A 14677-nucleotide genomic window follows, 5' to 3' on the forward strand; every position below is an offset into this window, starting at 1 on the left:
TGCCGCGCGCCCTCCCCTACCGTGAGTCGATGAGCTGCCGACGAGCTTAGATGTTTTTTCAGTCCCCTGGCTTTTTCAAGACCTTGGCCACGGCCCTGGCAATGGCTTCTGGCTGGTCGAGCTGCATGTCGTGCGATGACCTAGCGACCATTTGCCGTTCGCCTCGGCTGGAGGTGGAGGCTATCCGGGTCTGGGTTTTGTCCGTCGCCGCTTCGAGTGCCCTGCGGACCTCCGCTGGCGCATCGGCCTGGGCGTCGGAGGCCGCCAGCACGATCAGCGGAAGTTGGCCAAGGGTTTCCGCGGGAGAGACCGGCTTACTGAAGACGACGGCGTTGTCCTGGAGTTCGGAGAGCAAGGTGCGCCAGAAGGCCGGTTTGTATTTGTAGGCAGCGATGGCTGCATTGACCTTGTCGCTGGCAAGCGGATGGGGAGCCCCCATGCACTGCTGCAGTTCGGCAGGCGGCGAGGCAAGCTGGTGCTTTTCGGCGCCGGCCAGGCATTGGCGAATGAAGTCGAACCGGCGCGCGTTCATCGCCTCTTCGTCCTTCGACCACGCGGGGGCGAAGGCGGCCATGTCCTGCGCGGGCGGATCGATGAGCACCAATCCGCTGACGTCGTTCGCATGCATCTGGGCATAGCGCCGCACGATGTTGCTACCCAGCGAATGCCCAACCATGACCACCGGCGTGCTGATGCCGGCGCGACCGATCAGATCATGGAGGTCCGACACGTCGGCATCGAGGTTGCGGGGCATCGGGCCTTCGTCACTGAAGCCGTAACCGGCGCGGTCGTAGGAGCACACCTTGGCGAAGGCCGCGATCAAGGGTTGCACCTTGAACCAGGTGGTGGTGTCGGCGTGCGAGCCTGCCTCCAGGATCACCGTCTGCGCCCCCTGCCCGCTGCAGCGGAGATTGAGGTGTCGCCCTTGGCCGATGTCTATCAGCGAGCCCGCCTGTGCATAGCTGTCCGGTATGCGCTGCGGGACAACCAGGTCGCCGGCAGCCGAGATCGTACAGACACCTGCCACTCCGGCCAGCAGGGCGATGCGAAGCATTCCTCCGGATTTCCTGTTCACGATGATCCCCCCTCCATCGGTGGCAGCTCGACGAGCCGACAGGCACCGATGGGGTGGACACAGCCCCGAACGGAAAGTTCTTTGGCCCAGGGAGGGGCACGTTCCGCGGTGCCATCGGAAGCGTTGCAAGTTGTCCGGACGTCCGAATATCCACCGGGCTGCCCTCGGATCGCCTTCACGGCAGACCACCGGCAACGCCGACCAGCTGCTTGCGGTGGCAAGTCTTGACCAAGCCGCTCTGTCACGGGGCGGTATTGGCCTGGGTGAAGATCACTTGCCAGCGGCCGTCGCGTTTCGCCCATACGTCCGCAAACCTGATTCGCGCTGTAAACGGCTTGCCGCGATCCCATCCTTTGACGTCGGCCATGCCACCGAGCACCGCGCCATCCGGCCACACTTTGCTTACCTGACTGGTAATGGCGAGATACGTGGTCTTGCTACCTGGCGCCACGACATCAGCGATGAATTCCGCCTTGGTCTGGCTCTTGCCATTTGAACCAGCCAGCGTGTAATCGTCAGCCAGGAGCCTCTCGAGTTCGGCACGGTCAGCTTTGTACTGGGCCAGATCATAGGCGGTCGCAGCGGCCGCGAGGCCCTCTGGCAACCCCTGGTAGTCACCGACTTCCTTTCCTGCCCAAGCCTGCGTCGTAACCAGCGCCGCGCAGAAAATCACCCCCTTCCAGTGCCACGGCCGCATGGATCGCCCTCCCCTCCGACAGGTTCCTCAAAAGGTAGCCAGGAACCCCGGCCGCGCAATGACCAGCAAGGCCATAATCGGTGGTGATTTGAAGACCAGTGCAAGTGTCCGCTACTGGCAATGAGGCGGCCCATGCCATCCCGATTTCTCATCGGCAGCCGCAGAGCCGAGCGGCCCCGCGGACCCAAAGACAAGCATGGCAATAGCGACGCCAGGCACCGGGCCTCTGGTCAATTTATCGAATGACCTCAAGCGCTCGACGCCAAACCGGTTCGCCAGGAAACGGAATCCGTAGCGAAACGCTCATTTTCCTACCTTCAATGGATACCGCGCTCTTCCGGGAAATGCCACGCAAGAAAGCATCAAGCTGCGGGAGCATCTTGCCGTCCATGAAAATCGAGCAGTCCTCTCCTCGCCGGATCGTTCGCGGAGACTCCAGCCCCGGCCAGGTCTTTGGCCATGCCACAGATTGCCGGGCGCGTAGTGGTAGTCCCACACCATGACCTCGGCATAGGGCGGTGACCATGTTTCGCTGCCGGGGAAGTTCAGGGAGCAAAGAGTCGCATTGAAGTCGAGAAGCGCCTGGGGAGGCGGGGCAATATTTCGCTCCCATGGATCGGGCTTGGGTGACTCGCATTCCAGGCCAGCAACATTCGTAGCGCCAGCGAGGCACGCTTTCATCGGCCCGGGAGACGGGGCAACCGGTGGGCCGATGACGCCTGTTGCGATAAGGTGTTCGGACGTTCCCGGTTTCCACGCCCATGTCCGAAGTCGACTGGCTAAGCCATCTCCTGCGAATCGTCACCGTCACAGGCCAGCTAGAGGTCCGCTGCGCCTATGGCGCGCCGTGGCGCGTGACATGGGACCAGGCAGCGGCAAACGAAATCCCTTACCACGTCATCGTCAGCGGCCGCGCCATCCTCGAGGATCCGCAGACGCGGACAACGCAGGAACTGGTGGGCGGGGACATCGTATTGCTGCCCCACGGCGCGGCGCACGTGCTGCACGACGGCAGTGGGAAGAAGCCCATCCGAACCCATGAACATCGAGGGTCCGCCGGATGGGTGTTGAGCGAGAACGACGGCCAAGGCGAAAAGCTGGACCTGATGTGCGGGCGGTTTTTCATCACGCCACCGCATGACCGGCTGATCCGCAATTACATGCCCGCGCATCTGGTGACGCGGGGCAGCCATAGGCGTGAAGAAGATCGCGGTGGCTCCGCCCCTGGCCAGCTGGCCAACCTGGTGAGCCTGATGCGCATGGAGTCCTCCGGTGACCGGCCCGGAGGACGCGCCATTCTCGACGCGCTTTCCTCGGCCCTGTTCACCCTGGTGCTGCGCGCGTCGAGCGAAGGCGAGCAGGCCCCCGCAGGCTTGTTGGCCCTGGCGGGGCATCCACGGCTGGCACCGGCCATCGCGGCGCTGTTCGCCGAACCGTCGAAACCCTGGAAACTCCCCGACCTGGCGGACATGTGCGGCATGTCGCGCGCCACCTTCATGCGGCACTTCCAGGACAAACTCGGTTGCTCTGCCCTCGATCTGTTGACCGATCTGCGCGTGAGCCTGGCCGCCAACGAATTGAAAAAACCGGCGATCAGCACCGAGGCCGTGGCCGAAATCGTTGGGTACCAATCCGTTTCGGCGTTCCGTCGCGTGTTTACCGAACGGATGGGAATGACGCCGGGCGAATGGCGCCGGCAGGCGCAGCATCACGCCTAGATTCGTCCCACTCGGTTCCTCGACGTTCTCCAGCTTCGCGACGGCGCGGCCACGATCCGCCAAGCGTGCGCCGGCTCCGATGCATCGTTGACCGAGTTGCAGGGCGCGCTCCTCACCGTGCCGCGCGAGACCACGCGACCACCCGCGCGCCATGCCGCACTCGAACAGCATGCGGTCAGCGGAGTCGACGCAGAACACGGTGGAGCACGCCAGGCAGCGCTTCCATTCCGGCCGCGAGATCTTCTCGTCACCAACAGAACCGGGCGGCGGCACGACAAGTGCCGCCGCAATCCAACGGCCCACGCTCAATCGTTTGACCGATACCGGCATGGAACTGACCGCCGACACGTCCCGGTGCCGGCCACGCCGTGCCGTATCCCGAAATGATCCTTTCAAGGATGAAATTGAGATTATAAGGTCTCGAAGTTATCAGACCGGACGGTAAAGTGAGCTCCCGTAATCACTGACGAGGGAGCCCACCCAATGAACTGCATCGCCACTGCCACCGATTCCGCAAACCGCGCCATCGCAGACACTTGCGCGTTGGCCGAGCGCCGCGCGGACACGCTCGTGCCGCAACCGTCCCAGCCGGCCGCCCAACCGGCACCCACCAACGCCGTCATCGAAAACATCCTCAGCCGAAGTGCCGCCAAGTACTACGACCCCGCCGCCGTCCTGAGCGACGACCAGATTCGTCACCTCGTGCGAATCGGTACTTCCGCGCCGACCTCCTTCCACCTGCAGAACTGGCGGTTCATCGCCGTGCGTACTCCCGAGGCCAAGGCGCGATTGCGTCCGATCGCCTGGAACCAACCCGCGATCACCGAGGCCGCCGTGACTTTCATCATCATCGGCCAGCTCGCCGATGCCAGCACCGTCCCCGCGCGGCTGGCGCCCGTGGTGGAAGCCGGGATCATGCCGGCGCACCTGGTGCCGGAATGGGAAGCGCCCGCCCGTGGCCTGTATGACAACCAGCCCCAGCGTCAGCGCGACGAGGCGGTGCGCACGGCCACCTTCGGCGCCGCGGCCATCATCTATACGGCCCGCTCACTCGGCCTGGGGTCGACGCCCATGATCGGCTTCGACGCCGAAGCCGTACACCGCGAATTCGACCTGGCTCACGACGAGATCCCCGTGATGCTGCTGACCGTTGGGCCGGAGCGCGCCGGCAACTGGCCGCAGAAGCCGCGCATGCCGGTGGCCGACGTACTGGATTTCGCCTGATTCCGATCAACCCACCAACCTACCCTTCTAAGGAGTACACCATGTCACGAGCTACTGCCCTCAAGCCGGAACAAGTCCCCGGCGCGTCGCAACCAACCCTCGATGCGTTCACCAAGAACATCGGGTTCACCCCGAACATGATGGCGACCTTCGCGGCAAGCCCGATCGCGTTCAACGCCTGGGCCGCGCTGCTGGGCTCGCTGAGCAAGGCGCTGGACGTGAAAACGCGTGACAGCATCGGCCTGGCCGTTTCCGAAGTGAACGGTTGTGATTACTGCCTCACGGTGCACAGCTTCACGGCCGAACACATGGCCAAGCTTCCGGCCGACGAGATCATCCTTGCCCGCAAGGGCCACGCCAACGATGCGAAACGCGACGCGGCCGTCCAGTTCGCACGCAAGGTCATCGAAACGCGCGGCAAGGTCGGCGACGCCGATGTCAAAGCCGTCCGCGATGCCGGCTACACGGAAGCGAACGTGATGGAGATCGTCGCGCTGGTAGCCATGTACTCGCTGACGAACTTTTTCAACAACGTGTTCGACCCCGAGCGTGACTTTCCTCCCGTGGCCCTGGCCGGCTCGATCTGAGCCGGCCCTGCAACCTCCGTAAGCCACAGGAATCGCCCACATGCACATTCTCCACATCGACTGCAGTCCGCGCCTGGAATCGCATAGTCGTGGGCTTTCGGCCGCGATCGTCGAACGGCTTCTGGAGGTGGCGCCCGCGGCCAGCATCCGCCGGCGCGACCTGGGCATCGAGCCACTGCCGCACGCCATGGCCGACTACGCCGTCGCGCTGTCGACGCCGGCCACGCTGGCGGCCCCACCGAAAGGGTCCCTGGATGTCTCCGAGATGCTGGTGCGAGAGATCGAAGCGGCCGATGTGATCGTCATCGGCACACCGATGCACAACTACACGATTCCCTCGTCCCTGAAGGCGTGGATCGACCAGGTCCTGCGCGTTGGGCGCACGATGAAGTCGACGCCGGCCGGAAAGGTGGGAATGCTGCAGGATCGTCCCGTGTTCATCGGCGTCGCCTCGGGCGGCGTGTTTGCCGGCGAGCGAGCCAACCAGCCGGATTTCCTCACGCCGTACCTGTCGTTGGCACTCAACTCCATCGGGCTGAAGACGCTGCAATTCCTGCCCCTCCAGGCCACGGCCTTCCTCGACCAGGACCAGGCCGCATCGGCGAGGGAAAAAGCGCTCGCGGCGATCGACCTGACGGTCATCAACGGCCATCGCCACGAAAAATCTCTCGAGGCGAACCGCGGCCCCTTTGCATGCCCTCATCACAATCCTTCGGCCTTGGCCGGAGCATGAACGCGAGGCTCTCATGTCACGCACTGATACGAAAGCAACAACCACTCATGGCGAAATGCTGCACAAGATCGGCAGCAGGATCACCGACAAATCGGCGCCACCCGATGACCGTGCAGTCCGCCAGTGGATCGGACCCGACGCGTTCGCCCACTGGATCGCGTTGCGGAAATGGATCGACGAGTTCTATCCAGGGGTTTTCGAACCGGACTGGCTCTACGGTGGCAAGAACCGCGGTTGGTCCTTGCGCTACAAGAAGACCAAGGCGCTGTGCACCCTGGTGCCGGAATACGGGCAGTTCTCCGCGGTCGTCGTCATGGGTCGCGCGGAACGGGAGACATTCGATGCACGACGTTATGCGTGGCGCCCGCAGCTGGTGAAGCGCTACGACGAAGCCAAGACGTACATCGACGGAAAATGGCTGACGATGACCGTCGCATCGACGGGTGATCTGCATGAAGTGATGGACCTCCTTGCGATGAAGCGCCCGCCAACTTCGCCCAGCCGTCCGACGCCAGGGACGTCGCGGAAAGGGTCACGCCGATAACCCTTCGCATGGGACATCGAAACAACCTTCACTCTCACCAGTCATCCAGAAATTCCCCTTACCGAGGAGATGCCTCCCATGAAAGCGATCGTGGTTACAGACCCCGCAGCGGGCGCAGCTGGAATGAAACTGATGGATCGGCCTGAGCCGCAGGCGGCGATCAACGATGTCGTCGTTGAGGTTCACGCGGCGGGATTCGTTAACACCGAACTGGAGTGGCCCTCGACCTGGGCCGACCGCGCCTTCCGTGAACGCGTGCCGTCGATACTCGGCCATGAGCTGGCCGGCGTGGTCACCGCGCTGGGCTACGGAACCACCGGGCTGTCCATCGGCCAGCGGGTCGTTGGCCTATCGGACTGGCATCGCGACGGCACGCTCGCCGAGTACGTTGCCATGGAAGCGCGCAACCTCGCGCCGCTGCCTGGCGACGTCGACTTCACGGTGGGCGCGAGCCTGCCGATCTCGGGCCTGACCGCGTGGCAGGGCCTGTTCCAGCATGGCCGGTTTCAGGCGGGCCAGAGCGTTCTCGCGCACGGCGCGGCTGGTGCCGTCGGCTCGATCGTGGCGCAACTCGCGCGGGAAGCAGGCGCATATGTCATTGGCACAGGGCGCGCCGCCGACCGCCAGAAGGCCCTCGACTTCGGCGCCCATGAATTCATCGATCTCGACAGCGACCGGCTGGAAGACATCGGCGGCGTCGACCTGGTGTTCGACGTCATCGGCGGCGACATCCAAAAGCGATCCGCCACGCTCGTCCGGCCCGGGGGAACGCTCGTGACCGTCGTCGGGCCGACGGACGTTCGCCCCGCAGACGGCCGAACCATCGACTTCGTCGTCGAGGCCGATCGGGCCCAACTGTCCGAGATTGTGCAGCGGGTGCGAGACGGCAGGCTGCGGACGAACATCGGCAAGATCTCATCACTCGACGATGCCATCGCCACTTTCCGCTCGACCGAGCGACACACCGGAAAGACGGTCATCCGCGTTCGACCTTGAGAGAGGCGACGCTGGTGCCTCTTGAATCAGCCGGTCGGCGCTCTGCTGTCCGCTATGAATTGAGACGGAGCTGAGGAGGCGGCCAATGCCAACGCCCAGGTCTGCTTCGGATGGGTTGCTGGCGCCTCCTTGATTCAATGCTTCCTGAGCATGCTTATAGCCAGTAGCACGAAGCCCACGACCGCCATCACGACGTAAAGGATCGTGCGGATCTGTGCGAGCCGGCGCAGATTCTTGGATTGCAATGGAAACAAAGCCCCTCTCCCCGTTAAGGCAACGCTCTCAATCTTGACGATGTTCGCTATGGGCCGGAAGCAGACCTTACGGTCGGCCCGGGAACCAGGGCCAGAACGCATGCCTCTTATGGCTAAACCGGCCGAAGAGCCGCTTATGAACTTGCGTTACATCCCCCTGCCATTTTGTTATTTCCAGCCCTGCCATTGCTGGCAAATACTCCATCCGAAGACTTGAAGGGTGCGCAGGCGGAATCCATGGAGCATCGTTCCCGTGGCGCCGGGCACCACGGCCGCGTAGTTGGCCGAGGCTACAACTGGACGGCTTTCCATGGCGCAGCACAACGGCCTGATGACGGGCGAACATTCGACATACCGCTGGCCCAGGGGTACGCCGCTTTTTTGCCTCATTGGTCTCTACGCTCTGGGTTTCCTGGCGACGGCGCAGCCAAATCTCACGAATCTGTTCGTTGGAAAAGTGGTCGTTGCGGCGTACTTCCTCGCTAGCACCTTGTTCGCCATCTATCTGTATCGCTTTCGCGTCGTCGTTGACGCAACGTCCATACGGACGGGCGCTTTCTTCATCAAGCAGATGAAGTTTGCCGACGTGGTTCGCGCAAAGTACGCCCAAGGCGATGGCTGCGGACAGATCATCCTCTATGCCAGTAATGGCATGCGAATCCACATATGGGAGACCATCAACGACTTCGAGGCTTGCGCAAGAGCAATCAACTCGGGATTGCCCGAGCATCACTCGGTCGCCCCCGGCAGGCGCGCGGTGGAAGTTTTGAGTGGGAGCGACCTGGTTTAGGGTCAGCCGGTACGTTGGGCGGGTCCGTTTTGGATCGGAAGCGGACCCGAGCCATCAAACGCCAGCCAAGCGATTTCCATCACACCGTTGCAACCAAACGCCCCTGTTCACGCACGATCCTGGTGACGCACGGCGGTGAGGCATTCGCCGCCGTGCAACCTCCCCTCAAGAAGCCAGCTCGCCGGATACATATTCGGCAAGCTCGCTGGTGTTCCTCGCGAACTCTGCTTCCAGGTCAATGCCGCACTTGTTCGCGAGAACAAGGATCGACCATAGGCAGTCCGACAATTCATGACCAAGTTTCGCCTTGCAGTCATCGATATCGCGGATGCCAGCGTTTGCCTGGATCAGTTTCGCCAGGTCGCCCACGTCCCCCACGAAACCAAGCGCAAGTTCCGTGGTGGTCCAGACACGTCCCCACCGTTTGATCTCAAGCTGCTCGTAGAGATCGTTCAGCCGTAACGCTGATGTTTCAAGATCACTGAATTCCATGCCGATTTGCACCTGACCCTGGTTATGAGACGCGAGGGTGATGGCGCAGGCATGACCCTCGTTGGCCTGCCCCGCCTCTTCTGTTCGTTATTCGCTCTACTCGAAAGCAGGCGCGCCCAACCGCCATGCCGCGCAAACTTCGCACCCCACGCTAAGGCTTGGGCTGCCAAAGCTCCACCTTGTTTCCCTCGGGATCCAGAATCCAGGCGAAGCGGCCGTTGGGGTCGTTGTCGTCGCGCTTTAGCACCGTGACATGCCTGGATTGCAGGCGTGCGAGCAGTGCGTCCATGTCGTCCACGGCGTAGTCGATCATCAGCCCGCTCGATGATGGCTCAAAATACTTGGTCGATGCGGGAAACGCGTTCCATGCCAATGCGGGCGGATGCTTGGGGGCGTCATAGCGGAGCGCGGCGCCGCCCCAGGCTTCCACGGGCATGCCCAGGACATCCCGATACCACGCAGCGAGTGCCTTGGGGTCCTTGGCCTTGAAAAAGATGCCGCCGACGCCGGTGACGTGCCCGGCTGGTGGCGCGGACGCGGCCGTGGCCAGGCCGGTCATGGAAAGCAGGGTCAAACATAGCAAGGGAATCGATCGCCGCTGCATCTGGGTGCTCCTGGTTGATGTCGTTTGTCCCCAGCACGGCTGCGGGCATGTGCGCCATGCGTCGAGCGCCGCCGGGTCTTCAAGCAACATGCCGGCAGGGAGCACGTTCGCTCCCGCCCGGAATCGGACCTTAGCGAATCCACCCGAGCACGCGCCACATCCCATTATGCGCAACCGGTGCCTGCCGAGCCGGGACGAGGAACCCAGCCGCCCTGACCTGTCCATGGCTTGCCATGTAACAAACGTTACATGTAACGTCCGTTACATGGCGACCCGAAAAGACGAACTCACCCAGGCCCTCATTGCGTATTTGCTGGAGCACGGCCTCGCCGATGTCTCGCTGCGTCCGCTTGCCGCCGGTGTCGGCAGCAGCGCGCGGCTGCTCGTGTACCACTACGGCTCCAAGGAAGGGCTGCTTGCCGAAGTGCTCGATGCCATGCAGGCGCATGTGCACCAGGCGGCCACCAAGCTGTTCGAGCAGACGAGTTCGAAGGGCGATTCGCCGAAGCTGCTTCGCCGCTTTTGGGATTGGGCCATTGCCGATGCCAACTTTCCCTACCTGAAGTTGCTTTACGAACTCCAGATCCTCGCCATTCAGGACCCTGACACCTACGCGCCGTTCCTCCAACGCGATGCCGCGAAGTCGCTTTCGTTGACGCTCTCGCTGATGTCTTCGCCCATGCGCTCGGCGTCCATGGCGACGCTGTGCATCGCGGTGTTCGACGGGCTGTTCCTGGACCTCATGACCACGGGCGACCACGCCCGCACAACAGCAGCCATGGACCAGTTCATCAAGCTGGCCATGGCCTCGCCGCCCTCCACGCCCGCAACGCGAAAGAAGACACGGAAGCCCAAACCATGAGAGCCGCCAACCACTCGCTGTCGCCCGCCGCGCCACGCCATACCGCGCAGACCCTTCTCGGCCTTGCATGGGCCATGGGTTTTGCGTGGCTGCCCCTGACCCGATGGATGCACGAGTTTGCCGATACCGCGCATTTGCTGGCTTATGAAGCCGTGTGGTGGCTCGCGACGCTGGCGTTGCTGCGGTACGTGCGCGCCGTAGAGCGCCGGCCGCTCACGTCGATCGGCCTCGTGCGGCCCCAAGCGCCCGCTCTCGCACTTGGCGTCGCCGCTGGCGTGGTGGTCACCATCGTCATGGGCATGCTCTATCTGGTGGTGTTGCCCACCCTGCACCTGGCCGACCAGGTCGCCAACACGGCGAATGCCCGTCTTCTCGCCATGACGCCGCTGTGGTGGCGGCTTCTGTCCTGCGTGCGCGCCGCAGTCGCCGAAGAGGTGATGTTTCGCGGCTACGCCATGGAACGCCTGCAGGAACTCACCGGCAGCCGGTCCGTGGCGCTGTGGGCATCTTGTGCCGCCTTCACCTTGGCCCATGTCGGCGCCTGGGGCTGGAGCCATGTCATCGTCGTCGCCGTGGGAGGCCTGGCGTTTTCCCTGCTGTACCTGTGGAAGCGCAACCTGTGGGTCAACATCACCGCGCACCTCATCGTGGATGTGGTGTCGATGCTTGGTTGATGCCATCGAGCGAACCCGCCGGGCCGGACGCCTTCCATCAGAAGCGAAGGCACTCCGGCAGGGGCGTGTTTGCTAAAGCAAGACCGGCCGCGCATTGAAACGCGCCGATGGCCAGCCATGGGCCTGCGATCGAATGATCGCTCACGCACCACCCAGGCGGGCAACGAGCTCATCCGTTGTCACGATGGCGTGGGCAAACGTCGGGCCATTGAGCTCGTGCGCCGAGTGCATCATCTCCGGCTTGAACGCCGCCGTGGCATCGCGCACCAGGGTCACGTGATATCCCATTTCACTGGCATAGCGTCCGGTGCACTCGATGCAGGTGTTCGCCAACAGGCCAGCGATGATCACGTGCGTTATGCCCTGTTGTTTCAGGCGAAAATCGAGATCGGTGTTGGCAAAGCCGCTGGAACCCCAGTGCTCCTTCACCACGATATCGCCCGGCTTGGGCGCAAATTCCGGATGCCAATCGCCGCCCCACTCGCCGCGTGCAAAATGATGCCCGTGAAATACCTTCATCTGGTTGGGATTGGGGTGGCTCCAACCCTCGTAGTCGCCAGGCTCCCAACGCCGGTGCGGCACGAACACGACCGGCAGCCCATGCTTCCGTGCCGCGCGATCGAGCTTGCGAAGGTTGTCGAGCAAGCCGACTTCGTCGGCAATCGGCTTGATCAAGGGGTAGACCTTTCCGCCGTCGGACAGAAAGTCGTTGTACGGGTCGACCAACAGATAGGCCGTACGACCGGAAGGATAGACGGTCTCGGACATGGCTAGTCTCCAAGGCATGAGAAATGCCGACCGCCGATGGCCAGAGCCTCAGCTCTTGCTACCGGCAAGCGAACAACTTAGCCCCTTCCCGTCTTGCTCACTAGCGGCTCTTTTCGGAGAGAGCGCTTCGCGGCTACTGGCGCCCTTTCGCATCATCCGCCTGACCGTGCCGCCCAACCCCAGATGTGGTCGTGGTGGATACAACATGTGGTGTCGCACGAGGTACTCGGCCGAGTCCTTGCCTAGGATGCGTTGGATGCACCACGCCGATGCAGGGGCCATCGATGTCCGACCGCCACCAGCCTCTTTCATCCTGCGTGGATCCGAGTAGATGGCTCCGAAGCGTGGCCATCCCTTCTCGCAACCCCGAGAAATCCCCAGGCGACAGTGCACACGCGTCATCGAGGTTTACGCTCAGCGCGCGCTCGCGAAGGAGTCGCCCGCTCTTGTCGGGCTGACACCCACCTATTGCTCGCTTACGGTATCGAGCAGCATTGCCAGTCGATCAAAATCGGCCTTTTTCGCCCGCCGCATTTCCACGCGAGGGCCGAAGGCCGAGCGCGGCCTCGATGCGGCGGGCAAAGTCATGCTCGGCAATCACCGCGGCCGCCTGGGCCTCAAACCGCTCCGCCATGCTTCGGGGTACCGTGAGCCGCACTTCGCGCCACTCCATCGGCGCGTCACGCCGTGCGAGATGGTTCTCGTAAATGCGGCGTACGTTGCGATCGATGGCACCACGGGTCAGCTGCGCCTCGGCTGCCAGGATCGATGTTGAAACCCCATCCACCAGGGCTGCGCGGGCGAGTTCCTGATGGCGGGACGTCATGCGCAGACCACGCACGGCAACGGCAAACTGCGCCGCGCTCAGGCGACGCCCATTGAAACGCTGTTTCATCACCTTGGTACTCCCTGGGCGATGTGATGAGGTGCGCTTGCCCGATCCAGATAAGGGCGACGGCCAACACTTGGCCCATCTGTCAGTTTGCCGTAACAGTCGTAGAGGCCATGTGTATATAGCGCTCGGTCGACGACCGGAACATGACGCCAAGCACCCCATTCCACGCGAGGTGTCTAGGTAAAACTACGGACTTCCAGGTGGCTGCTGACTTCCGTCACGAACGCCCGTGCATCGCCCGTTTGCACTTATGTCGCGGGCGGGCACCCTTCCCGCAGCGCGCTCACTGTCGCCAGGTCGTAGCGTGCCTGCAGCAGCAGCCAGTACACCGGCGTGGAATCCGTGACGAGGGACAGGCGCAGCGCGCATTCGACGTTGACGCGTCGACGGCTCAACGTGATATCCCGCAGCGTGGTCAATGAGATGCCGGTGCGGCGGGCAAAACGTGCCAGCGGTATGGCGCGGGGCCGGAGGTAATCGGTCAGCAGTACCTCGCCGGGGCTACGCAACACCATCGACGGGTCAAAGTCCATCAGCGGATTGATCTTGATGAGGCACATACGGCTTCCTTTCCTGTCAGGCATGGCTCAACGACGGATCAAGCCCTACAGGCTTCCGTGTCGGCGCACGCCGTGGACGATGTAGGTGATCGCTGAGGTGCAGCGCAGCGGCCGACAAACCGGAACGCCGCGGAAACGATCACTGGGCGAGCGAAATGCTCACGTCGGGCTGGTATCAAGCCTTGCAGCGCAGAAAGCCGGATTTATCCGTAGCCGATGGCGGTTGTCAGCGAAAGCTGACAGGCGCGGCTGTGAGCTGCCCTGCCGGCGGCATGTGGGCCGACGAGACAGGATGTGAAAGTGCCATCGAGGGGAATGGACGGGCGAATGCGCCCCGTAAGATCGCGGATAGCCATTTTCAACTCTGGTTAGTTGGTGATGGTCAGCGGGTCGCATGAGTTGCTGCTCATGCGGCCCGCGCTTCACGACGTTGGCGTCGTGGCCAGCTCCGCTACGTTGTTACAGGCATCGAAGTGGCTTGCTGAAAGTAGCAAACAGCTTTCATCCAGCCTGTCAGCGATCACTACGCAACGGCCTAGCCAAGTGCCGATACGGGTGTCGGAACTCAATGACCCCGAGTACGACGATGCCTTCCCCCACGCCAGCCATGGGTCGGAAACTGGCGATCCATCGTTCGGCCAATCAAAACCGTCCTATAGGTCATGGACATATGGGAATCCGAAGGTGCCAAGTCGACTCACATGTCAGGCAACTTTTCTCGCCGCCATCCTAGGCGGTTGTCTGATCAATGCCATACCGAATGGCGGCTTTTAGCGTCTCCAGGCTTATATCGCGCACAGCTTTGAACTTGATGCAGTACCCGGTTATTTTCGCCTTGCCGAGGTCCTTGCCGTAGGCGCGCGCCAGGTATGCCTTGTCTTCGATTCCGAGGATGTACACGGAAATTCCCGTGGTGTTTGCGCTGATGCCGACCTGGTAGAACTCCCTGGTATTGCCGTTGGCGTACTTAATCGTCTGAGTGCCATACCCCACATTGGGGTTGGACACGGTTTTACCTGAGTCGTCCTTGCCATCCAGGAACCACAACCTGCACTTCGGCATGACATCCAGAATGACGCGATGCAGCTCCCTCAGATCGCCGCCCTTCGGCTCAGGCTGGGCGGCGAAATAGTCCTCGATTTGTTCGTCAATGCTCATATAGCCCCTTTACCCAACCGATCAGCCTCAAGCGCCGAACGCAGCA

Annotated in this window: 17 protein-coding genes; 9 read left to right on the top strand and 8 right to left on the bottom strand. The window is 62.6% G+C overall.

All coding sequences use genetic code 11. The features are described 5' to 3' along the window. Positions 1-58: 58 nt before the first annotated feature. Entirely contained in the window at positions 59-1204 is a 1146-nt protein-coding gene (locus tag JMF82_RS11010; RefSeq protein ID WP_236585412.1) for an alpha/beta hydrolase, read from the bottom strand. Between the two features lie 112 nt (positions 1205-1316). After that, a complete protein-coding gene (locus JMF82_RS11015) occupies positions 1317-1772 on the bottom strand; it encodes a nuclear transport factor 2 family protein (protein WP_201314599.1) in 456 nt (151 codons plus the stop codon). 761 nt (positions 1773-2533) lie between these two features. On the opposite strand from JMF82_RS11015, the gene JMF82_RS11020 reads away from it, so the two are divergent. The 7 genes from JMF82_RS11020 to JMF82_RS11050 all read left to right on the top strand — a co-directional run bounded on the left by JMF82_RS11020 (position 2534) and on the right by JMF82_RS11050 (position 8618). Continuing rightward, positions 2534-3490, top strand: a complete 957-nt coding sequence (locus JMF82_RS11020; RefSeq protein WP_201314601.1) for an AraC family transcriptional regulator — start codon at positions 2534-2536, stop codon at positions 3488-3490. Positions 3491-3973: 483 nt separating this feature from the next. Continuing rightward, on the top strand, positions 3974-4714 hold the full coding sequence (locus JMF82_RS11025; RefSeq protein WP_201314603.1) for a nitroreductase family protein: 741 nt from the start codon (positions 3974-3976) through the stop codon (positions 4712-4714). Positions 4715-4755: 41 nt separating this feature from the next. Further along, on the top strand, positions 4756-5301 hold the full coding sequence (locus JMF82_RS11030) for a carboxymuconolactone decarboxylase family protein (protein ID WP_201314605.1): 546 nt from the start codon (positions 4756-4758) through the stop codon (positions 5299-5301). Positions 5302-5341: 40 nt separating this feature from the next. Further along, positions 5342-6034, top strand: coding sequence for an NAD(P)H-dependent oxidoreductase (locus tag JMF82_RS11035; RefSeq protein WP_201314607.1), 693 nt, complete (start codon positions 5342-5344; stop codon positions 6032-6034). Positions 6035-6047: 13 nt separating this feature from the next. Beyond that, positions 6048-6578: a DUF3788 domain-containing protein gene (locus JMF82_RS11040; RefSeq protein ID WP_201314609.1), complete on the top strand. Its 531-nt coding sequence runs from the start codon at positions 6048-6050 to the stop codon at positions 6576-6578. Positions 6579-6656: 78 nt separating this feature from the next. Then, positions 6657-7574: an NADP-dependent oxidoreductase gene (locus JMF82_RS11045; protein WP_201314611.1), complete on the top strand. Its 918-nt coding sequence runs from the start codon at positions 6657-6659 to the stop codon at positions 7572-7574. A 564-nt stretch (positions 7575-8138) separates the two neighbouring features. Further along, the gene (locus tag JMF82_RS11050) at positions 8139-8618 is read left to right on the top strand and encodes a hypothetical protein (RefSeq protein WP_201314613.1); all 480 of its coding nucleotides are present in this window, start codon (positions 8139-8141) and stop codon (positions 8616-8618) included. A 165-nt stretch (positions 8619-8783) separates the two neighbouring features. Here the strand turns inward: JMF82_RS11050 and JMF82_RS11055 are convergent, their stop codons facing one another. After that, a complete protein-coding gene (locus JMF82_RS11055; protein ID WP_201314615.1) occupies positions 8784-9110 on the bottom strand; it encodes a nucleotide pyrophosphohydrolase in 327 nt (108 codons plus the stop codon). Positions 9111-9261: 151 nt separating this feature from the next. Next, on the bottom strand, positions 9262-9714 hold the full coding sequence (locus JMF82_RS11060; RefSeq protein WP_201314617.1) for a VOC family protein: 453 nt from the start codon (positions 9712-9714) through the stop codon (positions 9262-9264). A 265-nt stretch (positions 9715-9979) separates the two neighbouring features. On the opposite strand from JMF82_RS11060, the gene JMF82_RS11065 reads away from it, so the two are divergent. Both JMF82_RS11065 and JMF82_RS11070 read left to right on the top strand, forming a co-directional pair. Then, complete coding sequence (locus JMF82_RS11065; protein WP_201314620.1) at positions 9980-10576, top strand: TetR/AcrR family transcriptional regulator; 597 nt, start codon at positions 9980-9982, stop codon at positions 10574-10576. Next, a complete protein-coding gene (locus JMF82_RS11070; RefSeq protein WP_201314622.1) occupies positions 10573-11250 on the top strand; it encodes a CPBP family intramembrane glutamic endopeptidase in 678 nt (225 codons plus the stop codon). The genes JMF82_RS11065 and JMF82_RS11070 overlap by 4 nt, the downstream gene beginning before the upstream one ends. Positions 11251-11391: 141 nt before the next feature. Here the strand turns inward: JMF82_RS11070 and JMF82_RS11075 are convergent, their stop codons facing one another. The 4 genes from JMF82_RS11075 to JMF82_RS11090 all read right to left on the bottom strand — a co-directional run bounded on the left by JMF82_RS11075 (position 11392) and on the right by JMF82_RS11090 (position 14631). Beyond that, positions 11392-12018, bottom strand: a complete 627-nt coding sequence (locus tag JMF82_RS11075; protein WP_201314624.1) for an isochorismatase family cysteine hydrolase — start codon at positions 12016-12018, stop codon at positions 11392-11394. Between the two features lie 505 nt (positions 12019-12523). Then, positions 12524-12913, bottom strand: coding sequence for a TrfB-related DNA-binding protein (locus JMF82_RS11080; RefSeq protein WP_201314627.1), 390 nt, complete (start codon positions 12911-12913; stop codon positions 12524-12526). A gap of 248 nt (positions 12914-13161) precedes the next feature. Next, positions 13162-13473: a HigA family addiction module antitoxin gene (locus JMF82_RS11085; RefSeq protein WP_201314629.1), complete on the bottom strand. Its 312-nt coding sequence runs from the start codon at positions 13471-13473 to the stop codon at positions 13162-13164. Positions 13474-14202: 729 nt separating this feature from the next. Then, positions 14203-14631 (bottom strand): hypothetical protein, encoded by a 429-nt coding sequence (locus JMF82_RS11090; protein ID WP_201314631.1) that lies wholly within the window; start codon positions 14629-14631, stop codon positions 14203-14205. Positions 14632-14677 lie beyond the last annotated feature (46 nt).

This window comes from Dyella sp. EPa41, from assembly GCF_016586165.1.
Lineage (GTDB): Bacteria > Pseudomonadota > Gammaproteobacteria > Xanthomonadales > Rhodanobacteraceae > Dyella.

Coding starts and splice junctions, on each gene's coding strand:
- JMF82_RS11090 (WP_201314631.1), bottom strand. CDS start 14,631: ATGAGCATTGACGAACAAATCGAGGACTATTTCGCCGCCCAGCCTGAG.
- JMF82_RS11020 (WP_201314601.1), top strand. CDS start 2,534: ATGTCCGAAGTCGACTGGCTAAGCCATCTCCTGCGAATCGTCACCGTC.
- JMF82_RS11025 (WP_201314603.1), top strand. CDS start 3,974: ATGAACTGCATCGCCACTGCCACCGATTCCGCAAACCGCGCCATCGCA.
- JMF82_RS11065 (WP_201314620.1), top strand. CDS start 9,980: ATGGCGACCCGAAAAGACGAACTCACCCAGGCCCTCATTGCGTATTTG.
- JMF82_RS11045 (WP_201314611.1), top strand. CDS start 6,657: ATGAAAGCGATCGTGGTTACAGACCCCGCAGCGGGCGCAGCTGGAATG.
- JMF82_RS11035 (WP_201314607.1), top strand. CDS start 5,342: ATGCACATTCTCCACATCGACTGCAGTCCGCGCCTGGAATCGCATAGT.
- JMF82_RS11070 (WP_201314622.1), top strand. CDS start 10,573: ATGAGAGCCGCCAACCACTCGCTGTCGCCCGCCGCGCCACGCCATACC.
- JMF82_RS11060 (WP_201314617.1), bottom strand. CDS start 9,714: ATGCAGCGGCGATCGATTCCCTTGCTATGTTTGACCCTGCTTTCCATG.
- JMF82_RS11085 (WP_201314629.1), bottom strand. CDS start 13,473: ATGTGCCTCATCAAGATCAATCCGCTGATGGACTTTGACCCGTCGATG.
- JMF82_RS11080 (WP_201314627.1), bottom strand. CDS start 12,913: ATGAAACAGCGTTTCAATGGGCGTCGCCTGAGCGCGGCGCAGTTTGCC.
- JMF82_RS11050 (WP_201314613.1), top strand. CDS start 8,139: ATGGCGCAGCACAACGGCCTGATGACGGGCGAACATTCGACATACCGC.
- JMF82_RS11055 (WP_201314615.1), bottom strand. CDS start 9,110: ATGGAATTCAGTGATCTTGAAACATCAGCGTTACGGCTGAACGATCTC.
- JMF82_RS11075 (WP_201314624.1), bottom strand. CDS start 12,018: ATGTCCGAGACCGTCTATCCTTCCGGTCGTACGGCCTATCTGTTGGTC.
- JMF82_RS11015 (WP_201314599.1), bottom strand. CDS start 1,772: ATGCGGCCGTGGCACTGGAAGGGGGTGATTTTCTGCGCGGCGCTGGTT.
- JMF82_RS11030 (WP_201314605.1), top strand. CDS start 4,756: ATGTCACGAGCTACTGCCCTCAAGCCGGAACAAGTCCCCGGCGCGTCG.
- JMF82_RS11040 (WP_201314609.1), top strand. CDS start 6,048: ATGTCACGCACTGATACGAAAGCAACAACCACTCATGGCGAAATGCTG.